21 protein-coding genes are annotated in these 25,348 nt (G+C 36.5%); 4 read left to right on the top strand and 17 right to left on the bottom strand.

Translation table 11 applies throughout. The annotated features are described in order from the left end of the window. The first annotated feature begins 198 nt into the window (after positions 1–198). Positions 199–2,520 carry a glycoside hydrolase family 95 protein gene (locus BUB90_RS13025; protein WP_073288434.1) on the top strand — a complete coding sequence of 774 codons (2,322 nt, stop codon included), beginning with the start codon at positions 199–201 and terminating at the stop codon, positions 2,518–2,520. Positions 2,521–2,602: 82 nt separating this feature from the next. Here the strand turns inward: BUB90_RS13025 and BUB90_RS13030 are convergent, their stop codons facing one another. The 4 genes from BUB90_RS13030 to BUB90_RS13045 all read right to left on the bottom strand — a co-directional run bounded on the left by BUB90_RS13030 (position 2,603) and on the right by BUB90_RS13045 (position 5,617). Continuing rightward, positions 2,603–3,763: a hypothetical protein gene (locus tag BUB90_RS13030; protein ID WP_073288437.1), complete on the bottom strand. Its 1,161-nt coding sequence runs from the start codon at positions 3,761–3,763 to the stop codon at positions 2,603–2,605. Beyond that, entirely contained in the window at positions 3,750–4,295 is a 546-nt protein-coding gene (locus BUB90_RS13035) for an RNA polymerase sigma factor (RefSeq protein WP_084139250.1), read from the bottom strand. Before BUB90_RS13035 ends, BUB90_RS13030 begins: the two co-directional genes overlap by 14 nt. 291 nt (positions 4,296–4,586) lie before the next feature. After that, positions 4,587–5,009: a DUF2871 domain-containing protein gene (locus BUB90_RS13040; RefSeq protein WP_073288643.1), complete on the bottom strand. Its 423-nt coding sequence runs from the start codon at positions 5,007–5,009 to the stop codon at positions 4,587–4,589. Between the two features lie 50 nt (positions 5,010–5,059). Further along, a complete protein-coding gene (locus BUB90_RS13045; RefSeq protein ID WP_073288441.1) occupies positions 5,060–5,617 on the bottom strand; it encodes a TetR/AcrR family transcriptional regulator in 558 nt (185 codons plus the stop codon). Between the two features lie 114 nt (positions 5,618–5,731). On the opposite strand from BUB90_RS13045, the gene BUB90_RS24295 reads away from it, so the two are divergent. Next, the gene (locus BUB90_RS24295; RefSeq protein WP_278277294.1) at positions 5,732–5,890 is read left to right on the top strand and encodes a substrate-binding domain-containing protein; all 159 of its coding nucleotides are present in this window, start codon (positions 5,732–5,734) and stop codon (positions 5,888–5,890) included. Positions 5,891–5,953: 63 nt separating this feature from the next. Here the strand turns inward: BUB90_RS24295 and BUB90_RS24115 are convergent, their stop codons facing one another. The 3 genes from BUB90_RS24115 to BUB90_RS13060 all read right to left on the bottom strand — a co-directional run bounded on the left by BUB90_RS24115 (position 5,954) and on the right by BUB90_RS13060 (position 11,655). Then, positions 5,954–6,088, bottom strand: coding sequence for a hypothetical protein (locus BUB90_RS24115; protein ID WP_278277292.1), 135 nt, complete (start codon positions 6,086–6,088; stop codon positions 5,954–5,956). A 188-nt stretch (positions 6,089–6,276) separates the two neighbouring features. Further along, a complete protein-coding gene (gene nifJ / locus BUB90_RS13055; RefSeq protein ID WP_073288443.1) occupies positions 6,277–9,822 on the bottom strand; it encodes a pyruvate:ferredoxin (flavodoxin) oxidoreductase in 3,546 nt (1,181 codons plus the stop codon). Between the two features lie 237 nt (positions 9,823–10,059). Continuing rightward, positions 10,060–11,655: a xylulokinase gene (locus BUB90_RS13060; RefSeq protein WP_073288445.1), complete on the bottom strand. Its 1,596-nt coding sequence runs from the start codon at positions 11,653–11,655 to the stop codon at positions 10,060–10,062. Positions 11,656–11,913: 258 nt separating this feature from the next. On the opposite strand from BUB90_RS13060, the gene BUB90_RS13065 reads away from it, so the two are divergent. Next, complete coding sequence (locus BUB90_RS13065; RefSeq protein WP_073288447.1) at positions 11,914–12,552, top strand: hypothetical protein; 639 nt, start codon at positions 11,914–11,916, stop codon at positions 12,550–12,552. A gap of 261 nt (positions 12,553–12,813) precedes the next feature. Here the strand turns inward: BUB90_RS13065 and BUB90_RS13070 are convergent, their stop codons facing one another. From BUB90_RS13070 to isdE, 6 genes are all read right to left on the bottom strand, one after another. Next, the gene (locus BUB90_RS13070; RefSeq protein ID WP_073288449.1) at positions 12,814–14,316 is read right to left on the bottom strand and encodes a DEAD/DEAH box helicase; all 1,503 of its coding nucleotides are present in this window, start codon (positions 14,314–14,316) and stop codon (positions 12,814–12,816) included. 175 nt (positions 14,317–14,491) lie between these two features. Further along, positions 14,492–15,691, bottom strand: a complete 1,200-nt coding sequence (locus BUB90_RS13075) for a coproporphyrinogen-III oxidase family protein (protein WP_073288452.1) — start codon at positions 15,689–15,691, stop codon at positions 14,492–14,494. A 78-nt stretch (positions 15,692–15,769) separates the two neighbouring features. Next, positions 15,770–16,279: a flavodoxin family protein gene (locus BUB90_RS13080; RefSeq protein ID WP_073288453.1), complete on the bottom strand. Its 510-nt coding sequence runs from the start codon at positions 16,277–16,279 to the stop codon at positions 15,770–15,772. 51 nt (positions 16,280–16,330) lie between these two features. Continuing rightward, positions 16,331–17,101: an ABC transporter ATP-binding protein gene (locus BUB90_RS13085; RefSeq protein ID WP_073288456.1), complete on the bottom strand. Its 771-nt coding sequence runs from the start codon at positions 17,099–17,101 to the stop codon at positions 16,331–16,333. After that, entirely contained in the window at positions 17,091–18,074 is a 984-nt protein-coding gene (locus tag BUB90_RS13090; protein ID WP_084139252.1) for a FecCD family ABC transporter permease, read from the bottom strand. Before BUB90_RS13090 ends, BUB90_RS13085 begins: the two co-directional genes overlap by 11 nt. Positions 18,075–18,078: 4 nt before the next feature. Then, the gene (gene isdE / locus BUB90_RS13095; RefSeq protein WP_073288461.1) at positions 18,079–19,062 is read right to left on the bottom strand and encodes a heme ABC transporter substrate-binding protein IsdE; all 984 of its coding nucleotides are present in this window, start codon (positions 19,060–19,062) and stop codon (positions 18,079–18,081) included. A 159-nt stretch (positions 19,063–19,221) separates the two neighbouring features. On the opposite strand from isdE, the gene BUB90_RS13100 reads away from it, so the two are divergent. Beyond that, positions 19,222–19,863, top strand: coding sequence for a helix-turn-helix transcriptional regulator (locus BUB90_RS13100; protein ID WP_073288463.1), 642 nt, complete (start codon positions 19,222–19,224; stop codon positions 19,861–19,863). 340 nt (positions 19,864–20,203) lie between these two features. Here BUB90_RS13100 and BUB90_RS13105 read toward each other — a convergent pair whose 3' ends face one another. The 4 genes from BUB90_RS13105 to BUB90_RS13120 all read right to left on the bottom strand — a co-directional run bounded on the left by BUB90_RS13105 (position 20,204) and on the right by BUB90_RS13120 (position 25,347). Beyond that, positions 20,204–21,349 carry a glycoside hydrolase family 5 protein gene (locus BUB90_RS13105; protein WP_073288465.1) on the bottom strand — a complete coding sequence of 382 codons (1,146 nt, stop codon included), beginning with the start codon at positions 21,347–21,349 and terminating at the stop codon, positions 20,204–20,206. Between the two features lie 119 nt (positions 21,350–21,468). Next, positions 21,469–22,794, bottom strand: coding sequence for a glycoside hydrolase family 30 protein (locus BUB90_RS13110; RefSeq protein ID WP_073288467.1), 1,326 nt, complete (start codon positions 22,792–22,794; stop codon positions 21,469–21,471). 15 nt (positions 22,795–22,809) lie between these two features. Then, positions 22,810–24,453 (bottom strand): type 2 periplasmic-binding domain-containing protein, encoded by a 1,644-nt coding sequence (locus BUB90_RS13115; protein WP_073288469.1) that lies wholly within the window; start codon positions 24,451–24,453, stop codon positions 22,810–22,812. 21 nt (positions 24,454–24,474) lie between these two features. Further along, positions 24,475–25,347 (bottom strand): carbohydrate ABC transporter permease, encoded by an 873-nt coding sequence (locus tag BUB90_RS13120; protein ID WP_073288472.1) that lies wholly within the window; start codon positions 25,345–25,347, stop codon positions 24,475–24,477. Position 25,348: the final 1 nt, after the last annotated feature.

Below are 25,348 nucleotides of genomic sequence, written 5' to 3' on the forward strand. Positions count from 1 at the left end.
AAGCTACTTATTAAAAATAATTGGAACTCATATCCATCTATCTATTAGACGATAACAAATCAATAGTGGTTCCCACATTATGTAAAGCATTATCATCGTATAAGAAGTCAACTACGTTATAGTTACATTACCTTTAGTAGCGTATAATTTAGTTAATAAACTAATTGATTAAAGAATTTTTCTGGGAGGATAGATCTAATGAATACATATACTGATGATTTGAAGTTATGGTATAAAGAACCTGCTAATAACTGGGATGAAGCACTCCCTACAGGTAACGGACGATTAGGTGGAATGGTATTTGGAAACATCTATAGTGAACGAATTCAATTGAACGAGGATAGTGTCTGGTATGGAGGTCCAATCGATCGAAACAATCCAGATGCATACAAGAATCTTGATAAGATCCGATCTTTACTCATGGAAGGCAAAATCAAAGAAGCCGAAGAACTTTCAGCACTCGCACTCTCGGGTACACCTGAATGCCAGCGACATTATGAAACCTTAGGTGACTTATATCTTTTTTTCACAAACGAAAAAGGAGAAGTTACCAATTATACACGTGAACTTGACCTAACAACTGGCGTAATCCAAACTGACTTCACCCTTGATGGAACTCGTTATACTCGTAGTGTCTTTACAAGTTTTCCCCATCAAGTTATGGTTGTTCGACTTCGTTCTGACAAACCAAATGGACTTAACTTTCACACACAACTCTCTAGAGGTACTGCCCCATGGAACTTTGAACCATTTTCAACGCACAAATTCCGATATAACGGAGGCTTCAATGCCTATATAGATAAATCTTGCACCGTAGGTTCAGATAGTAGCTTAATGACGGGCCAATGCGGTGGCAAAGGTGCGGTAGAGTTCTCTAGTAGAATCAAAGTCCAGGCAGAGGGTGGTTCTGTAAGAACTCTTGGTAATAGTGTAATCGTTGAGAATGCCAACACTGTAACTATATTCCTCACAGCTAATACAACCTTCCGCGTTGAAAACCCAGAATTATATTGTCAAACCCAATTAGAACAAATATCACAGCAGCCTTACGAGGTAATCTATCAAGAATACTTAACCGACTACCAAAGTTTATTTAATCGAGTTGAAATTGATGTACGTACTGACAGAGGGGTGTTCTTAAACTCACTTGCTACCAATGAACGAATAGAACGATTTAAAGAAGGAAAAGACGATTATGGATTATTAAATCTATTCTTCCAATATGGCCGTTACCTACTACTCTCCAGTAGCCGCCCCGGCTCCCTCCCTGCAAATCTGCAAGGAATCTGGAACAAAGATATGCTACCAATATGGGATAGTAAGTATACCATCAACATAAACACCCAGATGAATTATTGGCCTGCAGAAACTTGTAATCTATCCGAATGTCATCTCCCCTTATTTGATTTACTTGAAAGAATGCGAGAAAATGGGCGTAAAACAGCAAAGGTTATGTACAATTGCAGAGGTTTTATGGCGCATCACAACACGGATATATGGGCTGATACTGCACCACAAGATGTATGCCTTAGCTCAACGTATTGGGTAATGGGCGCTGCATGGCTAAGCATACATTTATGGGAACATTATCAGTTTACACTTGATGGAGAATTCCTAAAGCAAGCCTATCCTACAATGAAAGAGGCTTCTGAGTTCTTACTCGACTTCTTAATTGAAAGCCCAGATGGTAAGTTAATTACTTGTCCAACGATTTCACCGGAGAATGAATACCGTTTACCATCAGGAGAAACAGGGGTCATGTGTATGGGAGCTTCCATGGACAGTCAAATTACAATGGAGCTCTTTACCGCATGCATAAATGCCTCTCTAATTCTTGGAATTGATGAAGACTTTCGTAACACATTGACAGAAACATTACAGCAGATTCCAACTCCAGAGATTGGTAAGTACGGTCAGATTAAAGAATGGGTAGAAGACTATGAGGAAATCGAACCAGGTCACCGTCACATCTCCCATCTGTTCGCTTTGCATCCAGGTAGCCAAATCTCTCCCGAATCCACACCTGAATTAGCGGCTGCTGCCCGTAAAACCTTAGAGAGAAGACTCTCTTTTGGCGGTGGACATACTGGTTGGAGTAAAGCATGGATTATCAATATGTGGGCTAGGTTAGGAGCCGGTGAAGAATCCCTAAAAAACATAGAAGAACTTATTAAGAATTCAACCCTACCAAACCTTTTTGATAATCATCCACCATTTCAAATCGATGGGAATTTTGGTTGTACAGCAGGCATTGCTGAGATGTTGTTACAAAGCCATGAAGATGTAATACATCTTCTTCCTGCCCTTCCTGATAGATGGAAAAATGGTTATGTAAAAGGATTAAAAGCCCGTGGTGGATACGAAATAAGTTTAGAGTGGAATGCTAATAAACTAACGCATCTAGAAATCGTTGCTAATCATTATAGCGAAGTGACATTACGATATAATGATACAATCTTTACTCTTCTGTTAGAGAAGGGTAACGTTTATTCTATCAGTGATTTTTCTTCTAGCAATTAACTATGTCCTGAACCTAAAGAAGGAAGGCTATCATTCGCCTTCCTTCTTTAATATAATACTTATAACCGTTTAAACAGTTATCCTACTGAAACTGATACATCATTCCATACATCTTACCGTCTGCATCTTTACGATAAGCAACTATATACTGAACACTCTCTTCATCACCATTGATTTCAACAGTTTGGGGCGAAAATCCCTCCTCAATACCTGCAAATATGTCCTCTAATATTACATATAAATTTACTCCTGAGCCATCTTTTGCTTCATACGTATATGTTGCAGCTCCATCTACATCTGCTGTTAGCTCCATAACAGAATCTTTTAGTAACGTACCAGCCGCTACTCTTTCTTCTACATCTCCTTCTGCATTCTTTAAAGCCGACGCATCCACACTCTCGTTAATTTCATCTTCTTTCGAATCTTCATCTTCTTCTGTTTCCATTTCACTAATATACACATCTGCTTTTTCACGATTAGCTTTCGATATATCTATCGGAAGATCAAACAATACATTGATCCCTTCATACTCGGAGTTAGGTGTAATCTCCCCAGTTAACTCATCATAATCATACGCATCAACACTATAGAATGTTGTATCACTTACACAAAGATAGATGCCTCGATCCGCAAACATCTCAACATTATTGCATTCCATTAGTCGATACAGTATTCCATCTTCTACAAAATCTTGATATCCACCATTCATTGTAGCAATATTATATTGCCAAGGCTTCAATCCTTTGATTAATGGTGAAACAAAGAATGGTTCCTGACCATAATTCTCATCCGATGTTGATGGCATCGGTGTACCGTCCGTGTTTGCTATTGCAACTACTGCATACGTTCGATCCGATAATATTTCTTCGTCACCTGTTGCTATATAGTCTGATATTTCTGTTCCCGAAACTATACCAAGTAATGTTATATCATATTGATCTGACTGTACTGTTTTATTGATGGAGACTGCATCTTTACCTTTAAAGGCATCTGCTAACTTATAATCTTCAAACTTTTCTGCAACCTTCTCTGTCCCCAAAAATCTAGAAGCCGCTAATGCTGTTCCAGATAACGCTAGTATTGTTAATGCTGCCGCCGCTACCATTGGCATTCTTTTCTTCTTACTCATTGCATTTCTCTCCTTTGCCTTCGATATAATCGTTTGATTAAGGAGGTCATCCGGCTCTTTTGTAACCGATAAAACTTGTTTTAATAACATATTAATTTGCTTATCTTCTTTCATAACCGTGTTCCTCCAACTTTACTTTCAATTCTTTTCTTGCTTTAAAGAGTCTGCTTTTTACTGTACCTGTTGGAATCTTCATAATCTTAGCTATATTCTCAACAGGAAGTTCAAGTGTATAGTATAAATACAGTGGTATTTTCAATTTATCACTAAGCTGTTCCACCTCATATCGTACAATTTGACACATTTCCTTATTAATCATTCGATCTTCTGTCGTAATAGACTTCGTAAGTTCCATACTCAAGCCATTTTCACCGCCTGAGTTTTCATTAAGTGATTCCATCGGAGCAATCCTCTGCCTTCTAGCATACTTTCTTCGACTATTCTTCCATATACCAATTGCAATTGCTAACAAATAGCTTTTCGGATTTTCATTCTGATGCATCTTTCCCTTACGTTCTATTGCTTTTAGAAATGTTTCTTGATACAAATCGTCTGCCTCTATTTTGTTATGTGTCAAACTACAACAGAATGTGTATATAGCATTCCCATGCATTTCAACTAATTCACTTATCTCTCTCGTATTCACAAGCAGTCTCCTTTTCATATCATTGAATGGTTCGCGGCGCCAACAATAAACCTCTTCATAGATATATTGTCATATATATGTAATTGGTTCATTTTAATTTTACTATATTCTTTCTATGCCTTCTCTTAATTCTATATAAAACCAGCGTTATCTCAACCTTAATTCCATAATAATACATATTCCAAAACCAAACTATACTTAAAAAAAGGACGCATCAGATAACTTCCATCCGTGGATGGTCTGTGCGCCCTAATTCTAATCTTCTCTTATAAATAGATTACTCAACATCTATTACTCTGTTTTCTCCGAAAATTCTTTCTTCAATGCAATGAATAAAAATATCAATGCAACCATTACAAGTATATGTGATATTCCTGCGAAACCTGAAATCATACCATTTATAGCACTTGAAACTTCTAATTCTTGTACCTGTATAATACCACGAACCAGCATCATAATTACCATAAATGGGAGACCGATATTATATATTATTAAGAATTTTTTGAAACTCTTATTCTTTCCTAATAAAGAATCCTTACAAAACAAAGCTAAAACTAAGAAAAATAATACACCCAATGCAAACAAATGTGTATGTATATATCCTAGCGTAGTCTGTCCCGAAAAATCAGAGTATTTTGTGTATTCTCTATAGAACACACCTCCTACCATAGCTAGCCAAAAATAAATAAATGAGATATTTAACATTTTTTTCATTTCATTTTTCTCCTTATCCTTAATAATTTCTTTTCTGTAGAAATGTAATCTTAATAAATACAACTACTTACCAACTCTAATAAAGCTTTACAATCACTCTGACTATCTAATAATAGTGAAATAAAAATTGTAAATACATAGTCTATAAATATGGCAGGCGTCAAGATTTCATTAAAAGCATCTGGACGGACATCTACATCTTTTTCTAAAACTATTAAAAAATCCTTTTTCAAATCTTCAAAATACTGCTCCATTATTTGTCGTCCTTTTTCCTTATCATCATCTGAAAAAATTATAGAATGGACTGTAAAAAATTCTGGATATTTCTTTCCACTTTCTTTTATGCTTTCAAAAAACCATGTAAGGTAGTCTTTAAAATTGATAAAATCAAAATATCCGCCTGTCATATGTAGTATATCTTTCCAGATTACTTCTATCGTCGCACTAACTAAATCAGCTTTAGAAGGAAAATAGTTGTATATAGAACCTACTGCTACCTTACATTCATTTGCTACCGTACGCATATTAATAGCAAAAAGTCCTTCCTTCATAACAATCTTCCGACTTACTTCAAGAATTTCCTCTTTCGACGTTGCTGGCAAATTCATTAGAAGACACCCCCTCAATATGAACACTGTTCATATTGGATATTATACTGCTCCTATCATATTTGTCAATTATATTTCTAAAATTAGATATAATAATGATCTGGAAAATTAATCATTGAGCCTTCTTTAACGACCGTTAATATACCTAGTAAATCCATGGGCTATATTGCCGCAGATTTACTACTTTCAAGAATCAATTCCTCAGATATGCCATTTCGTACTACTTATATTAAAACAGATGTAATTTTTAGAAATTCTACCTATAAACAATAAAAAGAGCTACAAACTCTGTACCTTTCTACAGAGTTTGTAACTCTCATCTTTTACTCATTTATCTTATACATCATTGTTTGGAATTGATTTCTTCTTTGCGTTAGGATTTTGGTTTTGGTTTTCCCTTGTAAGCGGTGTCTGACCATTTGCTTTTTCCATTCTAGCTTGTTTATTATCTGGTTGACTATCTTTTGGCATAATAAATCTCCTTTCTTTTTACACTCTCACGAACTATTATTGTCAAACACCATCTTTTTATGCATCTTTATCTATCACATAAGCGATCATATCCATAAAAAAGAACCCTACAGGTTAGATACACTTACGATGTATCTAACCCACAAGGTTCCTATCCTATTAGTAAAACGTTGTTTTTAAACTAATTCTTATTTATAAAGCTCAACTAATCTTAATAAATGTTCATAACGAGCATTTGCAGCTTCTTCAGAAGCACTGAATAATTTCTCAGCACGTTCTGGGAATGAACGAGCAAGACGAGTATAACGAGTTTCGTTATTCAAGAAGTCTTGGTATGTTCCATCTCCTGGTTTAGAATTCAATGTGAATGGATTCTTACCTTCAGCCTTAAGTGAAGGATTAAAGGAGAATAGATTCCAGTAACCAGATTTAACAGCTGATTTCATTACATCTTGACAGTGGTTCATTCCACCCTTAACTCCGTGAAGTTCACATGGAGCATATCCGATGATTAATGAAGGTCCGTTATAAGCCTCTGCTTCTGCAATTACTTTAACTGCTTGTGCTGGATTCGCGCCAAGAGCGATTTGTGCTACGTATACGTAACCATAACTCATAGCAATTTCAGCAAGACTCTTCTTACCAATTTCTTTACCTGCTGCAGCGAACTGACAAACCTCACCGATATTAGATGCTTTAGAAGCTTGTCCACCTGTATTAGAATACATCTCTGTATCAAATACCATAACATTTACATTCTCTCCAGAAGCAAGTACATGGTCAAGTCCACCGAATCCGATATCGTATGCCCAACCGTCACCACCTAAGATCCATACAGACTTCTTAGCAAGGTATTGTTTCTTTTCAAGAACTTCTATGCAATGTTCGCAACCTTCGCTAGCACCTTTTTCAAGTACAGCGATTAGTGCTTCTGCTGCAGGAGTGTTTTCTGTAGTTGAATCTTTTGTTTCAAGGTATTTAGCAATCGCTGCTTTTGCTTCTGCTGGAGAATCAGGTGCTTGCCCCATCTTTTCTAGTTTAGCAATTAGCTGATCACGTAGCGTTTTTTGTCCAAGATGCATACCAAAACCATGTTCTGCATTGTCTTCGAATAATGAGTTTGCCCAAGCTGGTCCCTTATTGCTATCTTTGTTCGCAGTATATGGACAAGCTGCTGCTGGACCACCCCAGATTGAAGAACAACCTGTAGCATTGGAGATATACATTTGTTCACCAAATAATTGAGTGATTAATCTAGCGTATGAAGTTTCTGCACAACCAGCACAACTTCCTGAGAACTCAAGTAGTGGTTGATTAAACTGAGAACCTTTTACTGTATGATTAGCAGGCGTACCAGGTTTCTTACCTACATTAGCAACTAAGTAATCGAATACAGGTTGTTCCTGTGCTTGCGATTCTTGAGGAACCATTTGAATAGCACCGGTTGGACATACTGTAATACATTCTCCACAACCCATACAGTCAAGTGGGGTCACACTCATAGTAAACTTATATTCACTAGCTTTAGGTTTCGTATCAGCAAGTTTGATGTTCGCTGGTGCTGCTTTTATTTCTTCCTCATCTAACATGAATGGACGAATTGTAGCATGTGAACATACGAAAGCACATTGGTTACATTGGATACATTTTGTAGGATCCCATTCAGGAACATTTACTGCGATACCACGTTTTTCGTATGCAGAAGCACCTGTAGCAAATTGACCATCTGCACAGTCAGCAAAAGCTGAAACTGGAAGGCTATCGCCATCCATTAATGCGATTGGCTCAAGCAAGCTCTTAACCATCTTAACTGTTTCTTTGCGTCCTGTGTATTCTATACCAGGAGCGTCTGCTTCTGGGTTAGACCATGAAGCTGGTACTTCTACTTTATGAATAGCATCTACACCAGCGTCGATTGCTTTGTAGTTCATCTCAACTACTGCATCACCTTTTTTACCGTAAGATTTCTTAGCAGCTTGTTTCATGTAGTTGATTGCATCGTCGATTGGTAAAACGTTTGCTAATTTGAAGAATGCTGATTGAAGAATTGTATTCGTACGTTTACCCATACCAATTTCAATTGCTTTATCAATAGCATTGATTGTATATAATTGAATGTTATTATCTGCGATGTATTTCTTAGCAGCCGCATTTAGATGGTGAGTTAACTCCTCATCTGACCATTGGCAGTTAATCATGAAGATTCCGCCTGGTTTTACATCTTGTACCATCTTGTATCCTTTCACAACATAAGATGGATTGTGACAAGCTACGAAGTCAGCTTGATTGATGTAATATGGGCTTCTAATTGGTTTATCACCAAAACGAAGATGTGAAATTGTTACGCCACCAGTTTTCTTTGAGTCATATTGGAAATATGCTTGTATGTACTTATCTGTATGGTCACCAATAATCTTAGTTGAGTTCTTGTTCGCTCCAACTGTACCATCGCCACCAAGTCCCCAGAACTTACATTCTACTGTACCTTTCGCAGATGTAATAGGAGCTGGTTTCACTTCTGGTAAACTTAAGTTAGTAACATCATCTACGATACCAACTGTGAAACGTGATTTTGGAGTATCATTTGAAAGTTCTTTAAATATAGCAAATACAGATGATGGTGGTGTGTCTTTTGAACCAAGACCATAACGTCCAGCTGTTAATACGATATCATGTAATCCAGCTTCACGTAATGTTGTTGCAACATCAAGATATAGAGGATCACCAAGAGCACCTGGTTCTTTGGTACGATCAAGAACAGCCATCTTCTTAACAGTCTTAGGGATAACTTTTAATAAGGCTTTTGTAGACCAAGGACGATATAATCTAACTTTAATTAAGCCAACTTTTTCTCCTGCTGCTGTTAAGTAATCAATTACTTCTTCTGCTACATCACAGATTGAACCCATTGCTACGATAACACGTTCTGCATCTTCAGCACCATAGTAATTGAATAAATCATAGTTTGTACCTAATTTTTCATTTACTTTAGCCATGTATTTTTCAACTACAGCTGGTAATTCATCATAAACGGAGTTACATGCTTCACGATGTTGGAAGAAAACATCACCATTTTCATGAGAACCACGCATAGAAGGTTTTTCTGGATTTAATGCATGTTCACGGAATGCTTTTACTGCATCCATATTGCACATTTCTTTTAAATCAGCATAATCCCATGCATCAATCTTTTGAATCTCATGTGATGTACGGAAACCATCGAAGAAATTGATAAATGGTACTTTACCTTCAAGTGTAGCGAGGTGAGCTACTGGGCTTAAGTCCATAACTTCTTGTGGATTTGACTCTGCTAACATAGCAAAACCTGTTTGACGACAGGCATAAACGTCACTGTGATCACCAAATATATTAAGTGCTTGCGTAGCAACTGTACGAGCTGATACATGGAATACAGAAGGTAATTGTTCTCCTGCAATTTTATACATATTAGGGATCATTAATAAAAGTCCCTGTGAAGCTGTAAATGTAGTTGTTATAGCACCTGCAGCAAGAGAACCATGAACAGTTCCTGCAGCTCCTGCTTCAGACTGCATTTCAACTACCTTAACCTGATTTCCAAATATGTTTTCCTGTCCTAATGCAGACCATTGGTCAACATAATCAGCCATTGGGCTTGAAGGTGTAATTGGGTATATGGCAGCAACATCAGTAAACGCATATGATACATGAGCAGCAGCTGTGTTACCATCCATTGATTTTTTAGCTCTTGACATTAGTATATCCTCCTTTATGCAATAAAAGGTCTTTTAAGGCCCTATTCAGATTATTTTATCATTTTCATCCAGCTTTGTAAAGATTTTATCTATTAATAATGACGAACATTTGTATCATTTTTTAAATAAATTAGGTATTTTTCATAAAACGTTAATACATCTTGTCAATTTATTCACAAAAAAGGAAAGTCCACCCATTACGTCTCGTAACGAGTGGACTTTGGAATTATTACTAAATTATTTAAGATTCTCTATTGCTGCTCTTTCAATCGAAAGGCCTTCTTTATATCTTTGTATGAATACATCAAAGCCTTCTACATCTTTTTGTTCCGGTTCTACCCTACTTCCCTTTTCTCCAGCAAACACTCTGTTAGTAAGGTAATCATCTAACGTTTCATTCTCTGATTTATTCATCATATAGGAAGCAAGAATTGCAATTCCCCAAGCTCCACCTTCTCCTGCTGTTTCCATAACTGATACAGGAGCATTGATAGCAGCAGCTACCATTTTTTGTCCTACACCTTTCGTCTTGAACAAACCACCGTGACCATATATCGTATCCAGTCTAACCCCTTCGTCTTTCAATAGGATATCCAAGCCAACCTTTAAGGCACCTAGTGCCGTAAAGAGATGTACACGCATAAAGTTAGCTAGATTAAAAGTGGATTCTGGAGTACGGACAAACAATGGACGTCCTTCTTCAAAACCTGTGATGTGTTCACCTGAGAAATAATTATACGCTAACAACCCGCCACATGAAGCATCCCCTTCTAATGCTTTATTATATAAAACTTCATAAAGACGATTCTTATCCACTTGCATTCCCATACTTACCATAAACTCTTCGAATACATTAACCCATGCATTAAGGTCAGACGTACAATTATTGCAATGTGCCATAGCAACTAGATTACCTGTAGGTGTTGTTACTAAATCTAGTTCTTCATGTACCCTCTCCAAATCTTTCTCTAATACTACCATTGCAAATACAGAGGTACCCGCGGAAACATTTCCTGTTCTAACTGAAACACTGTTGGTTGCAACCATTCCTGTCCCCGCATCCCCTTCTGGTGGACACAGAGGAATTCCTGCTTGTAGGTTTCCAGATGCATCAAGAAGTTTTGCTCCTTCATTCGTTAGATATCCTGCACCTTCCCCTGCTACTAGTACTTTAGGTAATATGTCTTCCAGTTTCCAGTTTAGATTTCTATCTGCAATAAGGGTATTGAATTGGCTAATCATCGTGTTATTAAAATCATGTGTTTCGATGTCAATCGGAAACATTCCAGAGGCTTCACCAACACCCAATACTTTCTCACCTGTTAACTTCCAATGAATATACCCCGCCAAAGTTGTTTGATATGTAATTTGTCCTACATGATCTTCACCATTTAAGATAGCTTGATAAAGATGAGCAATACTCCATCTTTGCGGAATATGATATCCTAATACACTTGTTAATTCTTCGGATGCCTGCGCAGTGATGGTGTTTCTCCATGTACGAAATGGAACTAAAAGCTCCCCTTCTTTGTCAAATGCCATATAGCCATGCATCATACCGCTAAACCCAATTGCTCCTAGAGTTGTGATAGTAACCGCGTATTTCTCCTTAACATCTCTTGCCATCTGACTATAACTTTCTCTAACACCTTTCCAGATGTCCGCTTCACCATAGGTCCATATACCGTTGACTAACTGGTTCTCCCACTCATAGCTTCCTGAAGCAATCGGTGTATTTTTCTCATCTACCAAAACCGCTTTAATTCTAGTTGAACCAAGTTCAATCCCAAGAACTGCATTCCCATTTACTATTGTCATCTTCGCGTTGCACATAATATACCTCCTAAAATACACCATAAAACTTTTGCTAATAATATAATTCTATAATAAGCATACAACTTGTATGCTTATATGTACAAGATGTTTTTTTCTTTCTTATAGTAACAGGTAGGTCACTATTATCAACTGTCTTCTTTGTAATCCCAAATAAAGCAAATTATTCAACAAAAGTTACACATAGCATCTTCTTAAGAACACTCTTAAGTAATTCGCATAAGGTATACTATCAGCTATGATTTGGAGGTTATTTTAATGATTCGTTCGCAAAGATTTTGCGATACTCCCCGTAAACAATATAATGCTTCTACAGACAATGAAATCTGTGATTATTCACAAACCCCTGATATTATATCAGGTACTCCTAAGCGTTCTGCCGAAAGCAATACACGCATGATGAATCCAAGACCATCCTTGATTCCAATTTATGGTACAGTAGTCGATGTTACAACTGATTACTTTAATTTACAGACAGACTGTATATCAAACTATAATATAACAGTAAGAACAGAAGACAATCAAGATGTTCACTTTATTATCGATGCCGATACGTATTTTGTTGATTGTGTAACACAAGAAAAAGGTGTCAAGATTGTTGGATTTTATGACGAATTGGCAGCAATTCCACTCATCTATCCACCGCAATATCCTATTAAGGTAATTGCTCTTAATTTACCTGGACGTTTTATCAAAGCCGATTTCTTTGATTGCTATCTTGTAAGCAATGATAATCAATTACAGCTTGTTGTTTCTAACAACACGTATATAGTTGATGAAGATGGTAAGCCTTATTGTGGCAATATTTCTAATAAATATATGGTTGCATTGTACGCTAGTTCAACAATGAGCATTCCAGCTGTAACTACACCAAATGTTATTATCGTATTGAACTAATTACTTATTCTATTAGAGACCTGTTTATAGTAGTTTGTTTTAATAAGCACTTTTTCTAATTGGTATTTTAGTGTGTATCGATATAGACGCATTCATCAGATGTAAGAAGACAATCTTCACAGTTTTTATGCGAACACAAAGATATCGCATATCTTTGCTACATGCCTAAATCTGAAGATTGTCTTTTGATGTTATATCTTATTGGGCTTGTTACATCAGGGCTGCCCTAACTTGATTGATTTTCCCCTTTATTACGTTAAGCTATCTAGTAATTCTGACTTTTCTAACCTTTCCCTTAATAGTCTTCTCCTGCAACGCATCTAGAACCTTCTTACCTTTACCATTCAAGATTTCAACATAAGTTAAACTATCTCTTACATCAATTACTCCAATGTCTTCTGCTACCATATCAGGTATACTACAAATTGTTCCAACAATATCCACAGCACGCATCTTGCTCTTCTTTCCACCACTAATTGAAAGTTTGGTAATCGTTTTATTAAACTCTGCACCCTTTTTCTTCTTTAGCACAACCTTTTCATTCTGTCGATTCCAAAATGCTTTTTCTTCTTCCTTACTAACTGGTACATAGTTCTCCATTGGCAAGTCATACCCTACGTAGTTTTCCACCATCTTCTTCATCTTCTGATCAGAATCCGTTATCAAACTTATTGCGATTCCAGTTTTCCCATTCCGTCCTGTTCTTCCTATACGATGAACATAAGTTTCTCTGCCAGTTGGAAAATCGTAATTGAACACATGAGATAAATTATCAAAATCAATTCCTCTAGCAACTACGTCCGTAGCAATAAGATAACGAAAGCGTCCTTCGCGAAAACCTTCTACAGTACGTATTCTGTCTTGCTGGTCAATATCCCCATGAATCATTCCACACTTCACACCATCTTTGCGAAGCTTCCTACATAAAACATTAACCATCTCTTTGGTACCACAAAAGATCATACAACTGTCGGGATTCTCTCTTGCTAGTAGACGTAAAAATAATTGATATTTTTCTTTACTCTGCTCTCCTAATTCATTCGCTATATTACTATCATAGGAATTAGTTGACTGCATCGCGCTATTGATACCAGTTACCTCATAAACCTCTTCTTTAATATTTCCTTTTTCCTCTTGCGACACTTCAATCTCCACCACAACAGGTTCTTTCAAATATCGCTCAATCATATGCTCAATCTCTTCTCCTATGGTAGCAGAGAATAACATAATCCTCGGATTCGTCTTAATCTTTTCAAGAATTTGCCCTACTTCTTCAGCAAACCCCATATCTAACATCAAATCTGCTTCATCAATTACTACTGATTTGATATTACCTAATTGTAGCGTTCCTCTTCGTATATGATCCATCACTCGTCCTGGGGTTCCTACTACAATATGAGATTTCTGTTTTAATGTTTGTATCTGTTTATCAATAGGGAATCCACCAAACACATCTGGAACTTTCAGACGTTTCTTTCTCCCTATATGAAAAATCTCCTGTTTGGTCTGTACCGTCAGCTCTCTAGTTGGTTCAAGTACTAGAGCTGTTGGAGTATTCTCTTCCCATACAGCTTCTTCACATAATGGTATGGCAAAGGCAGCAGTTTTACCACTTCCTGTTTGCGATTTCCCAACTATATCTCTTCTTTGCAAAGCAACTGGAATGACTTCTGCTTGAATCTTCGTTGGTTCCTTATATCCTAATATCGTTAATGCCCCAATAATCTCTTTTGATAATTGATAGCCTTCAAATTGGTTTATCATAGTTGTCCTACTCTTTCTATTACATCCTACTTATTCATTCTCATCTAGATCGTCTAATACAATAATAATTTTGTTTAAAAAATGCAACACAATGTAACATTTCTCATGTTACATTGTGTTGCATATAATAGCAAGTTAATTTTAAATAGGTTTTGTTCAATTGCAGAACCTTATACTATATTAAATTATATAATTCTCTAGAGATTGTATTCCCCCAATACACGCCTTTTTGCGTAAGATAGAATTCATTATTTTTCTTACATACCATTTCATTCTCAGTTAATTTATGAAGCATTTCCATGTATGCTTCTTTATCCTTGTAAAGTTCTGTGTTTCTAGGAAGGCGTATTGTTTGAATATCTCCTTTAAAACAGACAATATCTTTATAAGAAGGAAGAAATTCCATTCCCATACGTTTCTTAAAATTAAGAATACTATCTTTATATTCATCAAGGTTTATCGGATTCATCATGGCGACACCTCGCATAGAACCACCTGCACCTGCTCCAAGGGGCAAGGTATCTGCACCTGCATGTCGATTCATAATATACCGATAAGAATCTCCTTTCACCATCTTGGTAAGTTCTAAAAAGCGATAGCCTGCTTTCTCCATATGCTCACTAATTGCAAAAAACATCTTCTCATCATTGTCTTGTCCCTGCGCTTCACTAATCTTCGTTTCTTTCATATCAATTAAGGAATACATAGAAAAGCCATCTAGATCAAGTGCAATAATTTTATCTAAATCCTCATATAGATCTTCCATGGACTGTCCTTTATAATTATAGATTAAATCCATGCTTACCGTAACACTCATCTGCTTTAAGGCTTTCAAAAGTTCATAAGCATTTTCACCACTTCCGATACGCCCCATTAATTTTCTACCTTCCTCATTAAAGGTTTGAACTCCTAAAGAGAAACGATTCACGCCCTCTTCTATTAACGTTCTCCATTTTTCTTCTTGTAATTGTGTTACAGTTGTCTCAACAGTAAACTCTGCCTCCTCCGTAAAGGTAAGCTCAGCTTTAAGAGTACGTAATATCTTAGTCAGATCCGCTGATGATAGTGTTGTTGGTGTTCCGCCACCAAAATATACCGCGTCAAATACGGTATTCTTCACATATTCTAACTTACTATACTCTCTGATTTCTTCAACGATCAAATCTGCATACTCTTTCGTTGGAGCTTGCAAACTTCTTCTCATATTACAGAACGTACAGATTTTAGTACAAAAAGGGACATGGATATAGATAACTGCATTCTCTGTGTCATCTTTTGATACAGAAAGTAATTCGTATACATTTCCCGGTCCTTTCAAGTGCTTTTTACCGTCTCCCATCGCACTATGATGCGTCTTGATTCTTTCTTTAAACATAGTTACACCTTCCTTAGATTCGTATATCAAAAAGGCTAGTTATCCCAGCAGGTACGCCTTCTTAGTTAACGATTTCTTTTATAAAGCTTGCAATCTCTCTTTAAACAACTCTGCTGCCGCTGCTATATCCGCTTTAGTTGGATGGTTTTTTGCTATCTCATAACGCTTTCTTTTTTCATCATTTACACTATGTGGATTATCCGCTGGTAACTTCTCAAACATAGCAATAATCTTCTCATCTAATTTACCTTGGCAGATGTATTTTCCAATAATTTTGTTATTCTCTTTCACAAGAGCCTCTCCATTACATAGCGATTCCCACGCATGCTGTGAGTCTGGCCAGAAAGCTAATGTTGCAAAGATACCAACATTCTTACCTTTTAAAGTCTCCATGAATTTGCCAGCTTCTGCATTGGGCGCCGCCTTGTCAACCCAGTATCCAACTAGTACGGTATCGTATTCATCTAGCTTATCGACTTCATTAATTGGCATAATTACTTTATCTTCTGCTTCGATCTCGTTAAAGATACCTTCTGCTAATTTCTTCGTGTTCCCTGTTTTACTTGAATAGGTTACTAATATTTTCATGTTAATTCTCCTTCACTTAATAACTGTACAGGTGTTTCGCGTGATATACACCTAGATTGCAATAGGCACCATATACGGGCAGCAGTTCTTATCACACCAACGAATGGTAGCCTGAATTCCATAAACCTCTTGCAAACGCTCTGTCGTTACCCCTTCTATCGCATTCCCTGTGTAAACAATTTTCCCATGTTTCATAATAATTACATTATGACTAAACTGAATCGCTTGATTGATATCATGCAATACCATAACAATGGTCATTCCATAGGTTTTATTCAATTCTCTAACCAGATTAAGTACTTCCAATTGATAAAAGATATCTAGATATGTGGTTGGTTCATCTAATAGAAGAATATCTGTCTTTTGAGCTAACGCCATAGCAATCCATGCACGCTGTCTTTCTCCACCAGATAACTGACTAATTGGCTTTCCAGCAAGCCCTTCAAGTTTTGTAACCTTAAGCGCCCACGCAACTACCTTCTCTTCTTCCTCATCCTTAGAAGACCAAAAACTTTGATACGGCGTTCTTCCATAAGCAATCAATCTCTCTACCGTCAAGTCCTCTGGCGCCGTATTATGTTGATGAACAATCGCCATCATCTTCGCAATATCCTTATAAGAACATGCTGTAATACTCTTTCCATCAACAGCTATCTGTCCCTCTTTCGGTTTCAACTGCTTAATAATAAGATTTAAAAGTGTTGACTTTCCTGAACCATTTGGACCAATGATAGTCGTTATCTTCCCTTTTTCAATTGTAGTAGATAATTCATGAATCAGCGGCTTATCGCCATAGGAAAACTGAATCTTCTTAATGTCCATATCTTCTCTGATCCTTTCTTAATAAATATAGGAAAAAAGGTCCTCCTATAATAGTCATTACAATACCAACTGGTATCTCATAAGGTGCGGTAATTGTTCTTCCTAATGTGTCAGCCAATAATAACATCGTGGACCCCAGTAAAGCCGAAAAAGGAATTAATACTTTATGGTCCGTTCCCATAATCATTCTTGCTATATGTGGCACTACAAGTCCAATAAAACCAATTACACCAACATAGGCGGTTGATATGCCAGCTAAGAAAACAGCCACTATAGAGATGAGAATTCGCAACACATTGGGACTATACCCTAAGCTTTTCGCATTCTTGTCTCCAAGGGCAAGTAAATTGCAGCTCTTTGATAGAGGAATTGTTAGTACAAGGCCGATAACCGTATAGATAACTAGCATTCGCACCTCAGACCAACCCTTCTTTCCAAGATTACCATTCAACCAACTTAGTACTCCAGTAAGATTCTCACTATTCAATATTGAGATCATGCTTGTCACTCCACCTAACATAGCATTCACTGCTACACCAGCAAGGATAATTCGAATTGCTGATATACCATTCTTCCACGCTAGCAGATAGATAAGCATACATGCCACCATACTTCCGATGAAGCCATAGAAAGGAATACTCGCTGAAGCCCCCGGGAAATATAACATAACAAGCATAACTACGACACTAGCCCCTGAAGAGATTCCAGTTATTCCAGGATCTGCAAGAGGATTCCCCATTACCCCTTGTAAAAGAACTCCTGCGACCGCAAGATTAGCACCTACCAGTACACCCATTATGACTCTTGGTATACGTATGTCCCTAACGATGCCACCACTACCTCCAGTTCCACTAAAGATACTATCAATTACTTGATCAAGCGGTACGGACACACTTCCCACTGATATAGCAACTACAATCATAATGACAAGGAGGGTTGAAATAATTAAAAATGCACTACCTCGTCTTTTCATTATTCTATTCTCCATATAAGATATCTACTAATTTCTCCATAGCATCCACTGCGTATAGATTTGCACTCATTCCAAAATATTCCGTCTCTAGTGCAACTACATTTCCATTCTTAACTGCATCGAAGTTTTGCCATGCCTTATTCTTCTCAAACTCTTGGTTAAACGCTTCTAGTGATTCCTCTGGATTTGCATGTGCCATGAATAGGATAAAATCTGGATTCTTATCCGCAAGATATTCCATGTCAATTGGACTAAAAGAACTTGGCGCATCGGTAAGAATATTCTTTGCCCCTACAATACTCGCAAGATTCCCTACATAAGAATCTTCTGAAGCAACCATAAAGCTTGATCCTGCACCAAAGATAATCAATACACTTGGTCCTTCTTTTCCTTCAATTGATTTTTGAATATCATTTTCTCTTTCTTCAAATGACGCTACCAATGCTTCCGCCTTTTCATTTACTCCAAATCTTTCTCCAAGACTTTTAATTGCCTCTTTTACACCATCATAACTATTTAGGTTGACGAACTCCGAATCAATCTTTAATGAATCAAATTGAGACTTTAAATCTTCAGATAATGAATCTACTGATACAACCACAGTTGGTTCTAATGATGCAATCACTTCCATATCAGGAGACATTGCACTACCAATTCTTGTTACATCTGCTACACTTTCAGGTAATTCATAACTACTAGTTGGCACACCAACCATAGGTACTGAAAGCGCATCAAGAATTTGAACAACCGCTACCGAACTAGCCACTACACGTTCCTCGGTAACTGAATCACTGGAATCTGTTGTATCTGATTGTTCGTTTGTCTCTGCATTTTCTTCTTGTTTATTAGCAGTATCTTCCGTTTCATCTACCGCCTCTGTTGCATTCGATGTCGCATCTTCGTTTGCCTTTTCCTTTTTGCCACATCCTACTGCTAAAACGCTCATTCCTAATACAAGTCCCAATGCAATAACTCTCTTTAATTTCATGTTATATTCCTTCCTTTTTTAGATAAATGTGTAACTCATTGATAATATTTTTCAATAAGTTAGTTTTAACTAACTAAAGGTATGATAACATGATATAATCTGTCTGTGTTTCAAAATATTTTGATGATATTATAAAATATTTGAAAAGGAGAACGATACATGATTTACCAAAATGAGTTCCTAGTAAACCATCACGAGCTATATACCTTAATCTATAATGGCAATCTAAAAACAGCACTTTTAGTTTTCGCAGAGCATTGTAATCAGCTTGAGCAGGTATCACTGCAACAGATACGCCTGTATTTATCTTCACTCAATCATGGAATCTACAATTATATTCTTATAAATGAGATGATTTCTCTACATGATTGTTGTGTTAAGAATGATCAACTACTCCTACAGTGTTCATCAACAAATTTTCACACCATAGGTAAAACGATCTTAATAAACTATTCTAATTGCAAAGAATATCTAATTGAGAAACATGAAAATGAACACATAAAGAAGGCTATCATCTATATTCATAATCATCTAGGCGATACCCTTTCCTTACAATCCGTTTGTGAAGCAATTAATCTAAATCATTGCTATCTATGTGATTTGTTCAAACGAGAAGTACATATGACTTTCAGTGAATATGTTCTACAACAACGAATCAACTTAGCGAAACAATTATTGCGAACTACCAATCTATCCATGACTTTCATAGCCATGCGCTGTGGTTTTAATACCGTGTCTTATTTTTCCACGTGCTTCAAAAAAGTAGAAGGAGTTACTCCCTCATCAATCAAGAGGGGGTAACTCCTTCTATATTACCTGTTGGTATAATCTTACTAACCAGAGCAGTTGAACACTTTTCCATATTCTGTTGTAATTATCCTTATTCAGCATAACAGAGCACCCATTGTGGTGAAGCAAAATACACCTCTACCACAATACTGTTAAAACACCCTGTAATATCATAGTCAATTCGAAAGGAGGTTTCTCCATTATTATGTCTAGTATGAGTACAATAGCATCTTTTCTATTAATACCACAAATCCTTTTCTTCATGCTCATTGTTTATCTTATAATTTTAGCAATCAAAGCTTTAAGAATCTATATTGATAAAAACAAGTAGATTGGAATTCCAAATGCTATATTACATCTTTTTAGAAGAAGCTTTTATACTTCCCACAACCTCGCTTTTTTCAATGAAATTTGTTGTTTCAATCTTTTTTCCCCATTTAACCTTTATGGTTTCTAAGCAATCTGTCTTCACATCGACCCTTGCGATATTAGCAAAATAGCAGAAAAAAGTACCGACATCATTATTGGTGCCTTTATATGTCCATGTTGTCCAACTAATATTATGTTCTTCACACATCGGTATACCATTAAGATTCTGGAATTCGCCAATATACCCTGCTACTCCATACTTATCCATGGTGTCTGCCATATCTTCTACCCATTTTTTGAATCCTTGGTCATCGTCGTACAGATGCGTTTGATACATCATATTCGTCCAACCCTTTTCATTGGGATTCGGTAGATTAGATACACGCCAAATACCTTCAACAGTAATAATATGATTGTCCCCTGTTTCACGTATGGCTTTGATCATGCTGTCATATATTTGATTTGTCATCTCCCACGATTTCTGTTCCCAAGGGTCATAGCTATTCTTTCCCTCATATCCCGAATTGTTTTGAGGTTCATTCATAATATCATATGCAGCAACGGTACTGTTTTCTTTATAGCGGTTTGCTATAGCAACCCATAATTTTTTCATGGATTCTTGGCAAACAATATCGGTATATAATCGATTCTCTTCTAAGGTACCACAACAATGATCCATGCTTTGTCCTCCTGGACAACCATGCATATCTAGGATAACATACATACCATATCTTTCAGCCATATTAATAACCCAGTCTAATCTCTTGAATCCAGGGTTTTCATTATGATTTTCGTTAATCCATGTTCCATCTTCACTCTTCATAAAATTACGATACCAGAATGGTACACGCAAAACATTACAACCAAGATCCGAGATATTCTTGATATCAGTTTCAGTAATCCAATGATCTTGATAGGTATCAAGAATCTCTTGTACCTCTTTTTCGGTAAAACGTTCCTCTAATACGTTAAGTGTATCTAGATTTGCCCATTTTCTATCCTCTCCGCTAACAGGGCACATCCAACTTTCTTGGATGAGCCAGCCGCCAAGATTCAAGCCACGGAGTACAACTTCTTCTCCAAGCCCATTAATAAGTTTGTTATTTACTACTTTTAAAAATCTATCCATATTTTTTATGTCCTTTTTATTTAGTGTCTATTCAGTAATTGTTAATTATTAGTAAACAAACAGACCAAGAGGCCGTGCAAAATATAATACAACCTATTTTGCCACAGCCTCTTTTTATACTACCAACAAAGCGTTATTACTGAATGTGCTGTAAGCGTAATATCGCAAACATTTTTCTCTTCGCATACTTGCATCTTAAGATCATTTTCTGTGCGATTCATTAAAACTACTACTTTTTCACCATCTGGATTTACAAAACCGACAGCGTCAACTTGGTCTGTATATCTAGATACCAGTATTCTTTTCGCACCTTTTTTAACAAATCTACTAAGATGTCCAATATAGTGGAAGGATAATTTAATATCTAACTGATCGTTATCTTTATCATACATAATTGGTGCATCACAGAAATTACCCACGTGATTTGGTCCCCCTTGTGCATTCAACACAAGATTCCAATCAATATAACCATTCATTCCTTGATTCAAGTTCCCAATCATATCATGTAGATACATCTCTGCATTCTTCACTTGATTATTCGATTTAAATCTTGAATATTCTACACAACCTTCTGTAAAGATAAGCTCTTTGTCAGGGTATTTTGTTCTTACTGCATCAAGTGCTTCAAAATGATCACCTGTATACCAGTGAAAGCCAATCGCTCCAACGCTGTCATTTGCACCTACTACCGAGAAGGTTTCATCAGCACGTTCTAAGATACAATCTTTATTGTGATCCCATATAACAATAACAATATCAGAATATCCATGTGCATCTAATGTCTTCCTTAGATACTCTGTAGCAAAGATTCCTTCTTCTTCACCTGTATATAAGCAGGAATCCCATGTTTGTGTTGCTTTCGGTTCATTCTGCACGGAAATTCTATGAATAGCTATCCCTAACTTTTCATATTCCTCCACATACTTTACAATCATATCAGCCCACATCTGGTAATATTCTTTCTTAAGAACGCCTCCATGGTTCATATCTTGATTGCTTTTCATAAATGCTGGAGGGCTCCATGGACTTGCAAGTAATTGAATATCTGGGTTAATAGCCAACGCATCTTTAATCATTGGAACTAAATATTGATTGTCCCTTTCAAGTGTAAAAGTCTCTAGATTCTTATCCTCTGGATCTTCCACATATGCATAATTACCAAGAGAAAAGTCACAACTTTGTATATGCGTTCTACAAAAGTTATATTGATTTCCCTCTGTGCCGAAGCATGCTTGCAAGAACTGTTCTTTCTTATCCGCACTCATTGACTTCATTGTTTCAGCAGCCGCTTCGGTGAAAGCTCCACCAAAACCGAGGATTGTTTGTCTCGTCTCTTTCGGATAAACCTTAATCAGGCTCATTTCTGCTCTATCATCTCCAACAAATGAAAGTTCACTTGTTTCAAATTGCTTTTGTTCATTACTTTTATAGCATTTAATATTCATAGATTACCCCCGGTATTAATTTCCCAGCTTTTGCTTATTCTTTTCAATCTTTTGATTCTTAATCTCTACAACTGCATCCCAACCATTATCTTTAAGGAATGACTTGTATGATTCTAATACAGAATTGAAAGATTCATCACTATCTGATCGAATTAAACTAACTAAAGTCGTTGTCCATTCTGTAGTAACAGCTGTATTAGTTCTTGCTTCTTCTGTTCCTGCATCAGGGCTTGTGTTTTCAATAATGAAATGTGGAACCAATTTTCCTTGTCCCCATTCATTAAGTTGCTTAATTGATTCTGGGAATGGCTCTTCTCCATACGCTTTGTATTTGTCATGTCCAAAGAAGAAGAATTCTCCAATACGGTACTCTTTCTTGAATCTATCGTTATCATTTTTCTGCATTTCTTTCGCTTCATCAGTAAGAACATATTTACCTTCATCATTGATTGTATAAGATACACCTTCAATACCAAATGTAGTAAGAATTTGACCTTCTTCACTTAATAAGTAAGTAAATAATTGAATCGCTTTTGCTGGATCTTTACATTGATTCGTAATGTATGATACCATCCAACCACTGATACCAGCTTGATTTAATGTAGGTTGGTTGCCTACTGTACTTTGTGGACCATCAATTGCAATGTAAGCCGCATCTGGATTTGCATTCATCCAAGATGTTAAGAATCCAGAACTCTGAGGAGTACCATCTAACATAATAGTTGCATATTTACCTGCTTTTAATTTCTCTTCAAATGCAGTTCCGTCATCTGCAAAGCTATCATCACTGATATATCCCAAACGATGTGCTTCACTGAACGTCTTTATCCAAGATAAATAATCTTCATCAAGATTTCTATAATAGAAGTTTTCGTTATCATCTAATAATGGTACACCAATAAAATCTTGGAATGGATCGCCCATAGAACCTGTGCTTTCTGTAGTGAAAGCATTAAATCCAAATGGATAAAGTTCTGGGTATTGTGTTTTAATTTGACCTAACACGTTTAAAAACTTTTCTTGTGTACCCATAGATGGACTTCCTAAAGCTTCATAGATGTCTTTACGAATTACAAAAGCTGTTTTGGTATTGATAAGACCACTCTCGTAGTCAGCTGCTGTATTAGAATAATTCGCATAACCATAGCTCTTTCCATCATCTAATTGCAACCAGTTTAACGTTTCTTCCGAAGCAACTTTTCTAAAATAAGGATCGTATTTATCGGCTACTTCATATAAAGGCTGTGCCCATGAATTGGCTTTTAGAGCTACTTGGGAACTAGCATCAAATACACTAATTAAATCCGGCATATCTCCACTGGCAAACAAAGTATTAAGTGTTGTGTCATCACCAACAATAAATTTAATTTTAACATGTAAATCTTCTTCAATCTTTTTAGTGATAATATCATTACCCCAATCTGAATTCCACCAATCTGCATTAACATACCATGTAAGTTCTGTCATCTCTTGTGGATCTAGTTTCCATGCTGGGGTCTCAGGATCTAGTTCATATCTGGCTTCCGATGCATTCGCTGCCTTATCGCCGCCTGAACTTGTAACATTTCCTTCTTTTTTACTACATCCTCCAAGCACAATTGTTGTTGCCATTAATAGTGCAATGGACTTTGTCATCCATTTTGATAATCCTTTTCTCATAATACATACCTCCACTTTTTCTTATTCTTTCACTGCGCCAAGCATCATGCCAGAAACAAAATGCTTTTGTAACAGCGGATAAGCGATTAATATTGGAACTGTTGTTATAACAATTGTTGCCAGCTGTACCCCTTTTGAAGTAGTTTCCATAACCACACTACCTACTGGCATATTTTTAACATTTTGTTGTACGATAATCTCGTACAATTTCATTTGAACTGGATATAAAGCTTTATCCGTAATATATAATTTAGCAGTCATGAAGTCATTCCATTGATATACCCCATTGAACAGCGCTATCGTTGCAATTGCAGGCTTTGATAAAGGCATAATAATCTTCAAGAAGATTCTCCAAACACCCGCACCATCAATCTTTGCGGATTCTTCTAAAGACGGCGGAACCTGTCTAAAGAAATTCATTAGGATAACAACATCATAGTAGCTAAATAAAGCAGGAATAATATAAATCATAAAACTATTTGTAAGATTTAATTGTCTCATTAATAAATAAGTAGGAATCATACCACCTGAGAAGAATAATGTAACAACACCCATAGCTGTGTATATCTTTCTTCCCATTAAATCTCTTTTACTCATACCATAAGCGACCATAGAACAAAAGAACACGTGAGTTACCACACCAATTACTGTCTTAGATACGGATACAATATACGCCTTCCATATACTAAGATCATTCATTACAGCCCTATAGTTCTCAATGGAGAACTCCTTCGGAAAAAGAACAAATCCACCTTCTGCTAACGACTTCCCACTACTAAAGGAACTTGCTACGATATTCCATATTGGAATAACAATAATAACTGCAATTATAAGTAAAACAAATCGATTGAATAAATCAAACCTCTTACTTTCACTCATTCTAACTTTTTTCATA

This window comes from Anaerosporobacter mobilis DSM 15930, from assembly GCF_900142955.1.
GTDB lineage: Bacteria > Bacillota > Clostridia > Lachnospirales > Lachnospiraceae > Anaerosporobacter > Anaerosporobacter mobilis.

Bases quoted from the DNA above. Each gene is read 5' to 3' on its own strand.
- BUB90_RS13100 (WP_073288463.1), top strand. From the start codon at position 19,222: ATGATTTACCAAAATGAGTTCCTAGTAAACCATCACGAGCTATATACC.
- BUB90_RS13105 (WP_073288465.1), bottom strand. From the start codon at position 21,349: ATGGATAGATTTTTAAAAGTAGTAAATAACAAACTTATTAATGGGCTT.
- BUB90_RS13120 (WP_073288472.1), bottom strand. From the start codon at position 25,347: ATGAAAAAAGTTAGAATGAGTGAAAGTAAGAGGTTTGATTTATTCAAT.
- BUB90_RS13040 (WP_073288643.1), bottom strand. From the start codon at position 5,009: ATGAAAAAAATGTTAAATATCTCATTTATTTATTTTTGGCTAGCTATG.
- BUB90_RS13115 (WP_073288469.1), bottom strand. From the start codon at position 24,453: ATGAGAAAAGGATTATCAAAATGGATGACAAAGTCCATTGCACTATTA.
- BUB90_RS13075 (WP_073288452.1), bottom strand. From the start codon at position 15,691: ATGTTTAAAGAAAGAATCAAGACGCATCATAGTGCGATGGGAGACGGT.
- BUB90_RS13030 (WP_073288437.1), bottom strand. From the start codon at position 3,763: ATGAAAGAAGATAAGCAAATTAATATGTTATTAAAACAAGTTTTATCG.
- BUB90_RS13070 (WP_073288449.1), bottom strand. From the start codon at position 14,316: ATGATAAACCAATTTGAAGGCTATCAATTATCAAAAGAGATTATTGGG.
- BUB90_RS13025 (WP_073288434.1), top strand. From the start codon at position 199: ATGAATACATATACTGATGATTTGAAGTTATGGTATAAAGAACCTGCT.
- nifJ (WP_073288443.1), bottom strand. From the start codon at position 9,822: ATGTCAAGAGCTAAAAAATCAATGGATGGTAACACAGCTGCTGCTCAT.
- BUB90_RS13060 (WP_073288445.1), bottom strand. From the start codon at position 11,655: ATGTGCAACGCGAAGATGACAATAGTAAATGGGAATGCAGTTCTTGGG.
- BUB90_RS13065 (WP_073288447.1), top strand. From the start codon at position 11,914: ATGATTCGTTCGCAAAGATTTTGCGATACTCCCCGTAAACAATATAAT.
- isdE (WP_073288461.1), bottom strand. From the start codon at position 19,062: ATGAAATTAAAGAGAGTTATTGCATTGGGACTTGTATTAGGAATGAGC.
- BUB90_RS13080 (WP_073288453.1), bottom strand. From the start codon at position 16,279: ATGAAAATATTAGTAACCTATTCAAGTAAAACAGGGAACACGAAGAAA.
- BUB90_RS13110 (WP_073288467.1), bottom strand. From the start codon at position 22,794: ATGAATATTAAATGCTATAAAAGTAATGAACAAAAGCAATTTGAAACA.
- BUB90_RS13090 (WP_084139252.1), bottom strand. From the start codon at position 18,074: ATGAAAAGACGAGGTAGTGCATTTTTAATTATTTCAACCCTCCTTGTC.
- BUB90_RS13045 (WP_073288441.1), bottom strand. From the start codon at position 5,617: ATGAATTTGCCAGCAACGTCGAAAGAGGAAATTCTTGAAGTAAGTCGG.
- BUB90_RS24115 (WP_278277292.1), bottom strand. From the start codon at position 6,088: ATGCCAAAAGATAGTCAACCAGATAATAAACAAGCTAGAATGGAAAAA.
- BUB90_RS13085 (WP_073288456.1), bottom strand. From the start codon at position 17,101: ATGGACATTAAGAAGATTCAGTTTTCCTATGGCGATAAGCCGCTGATT.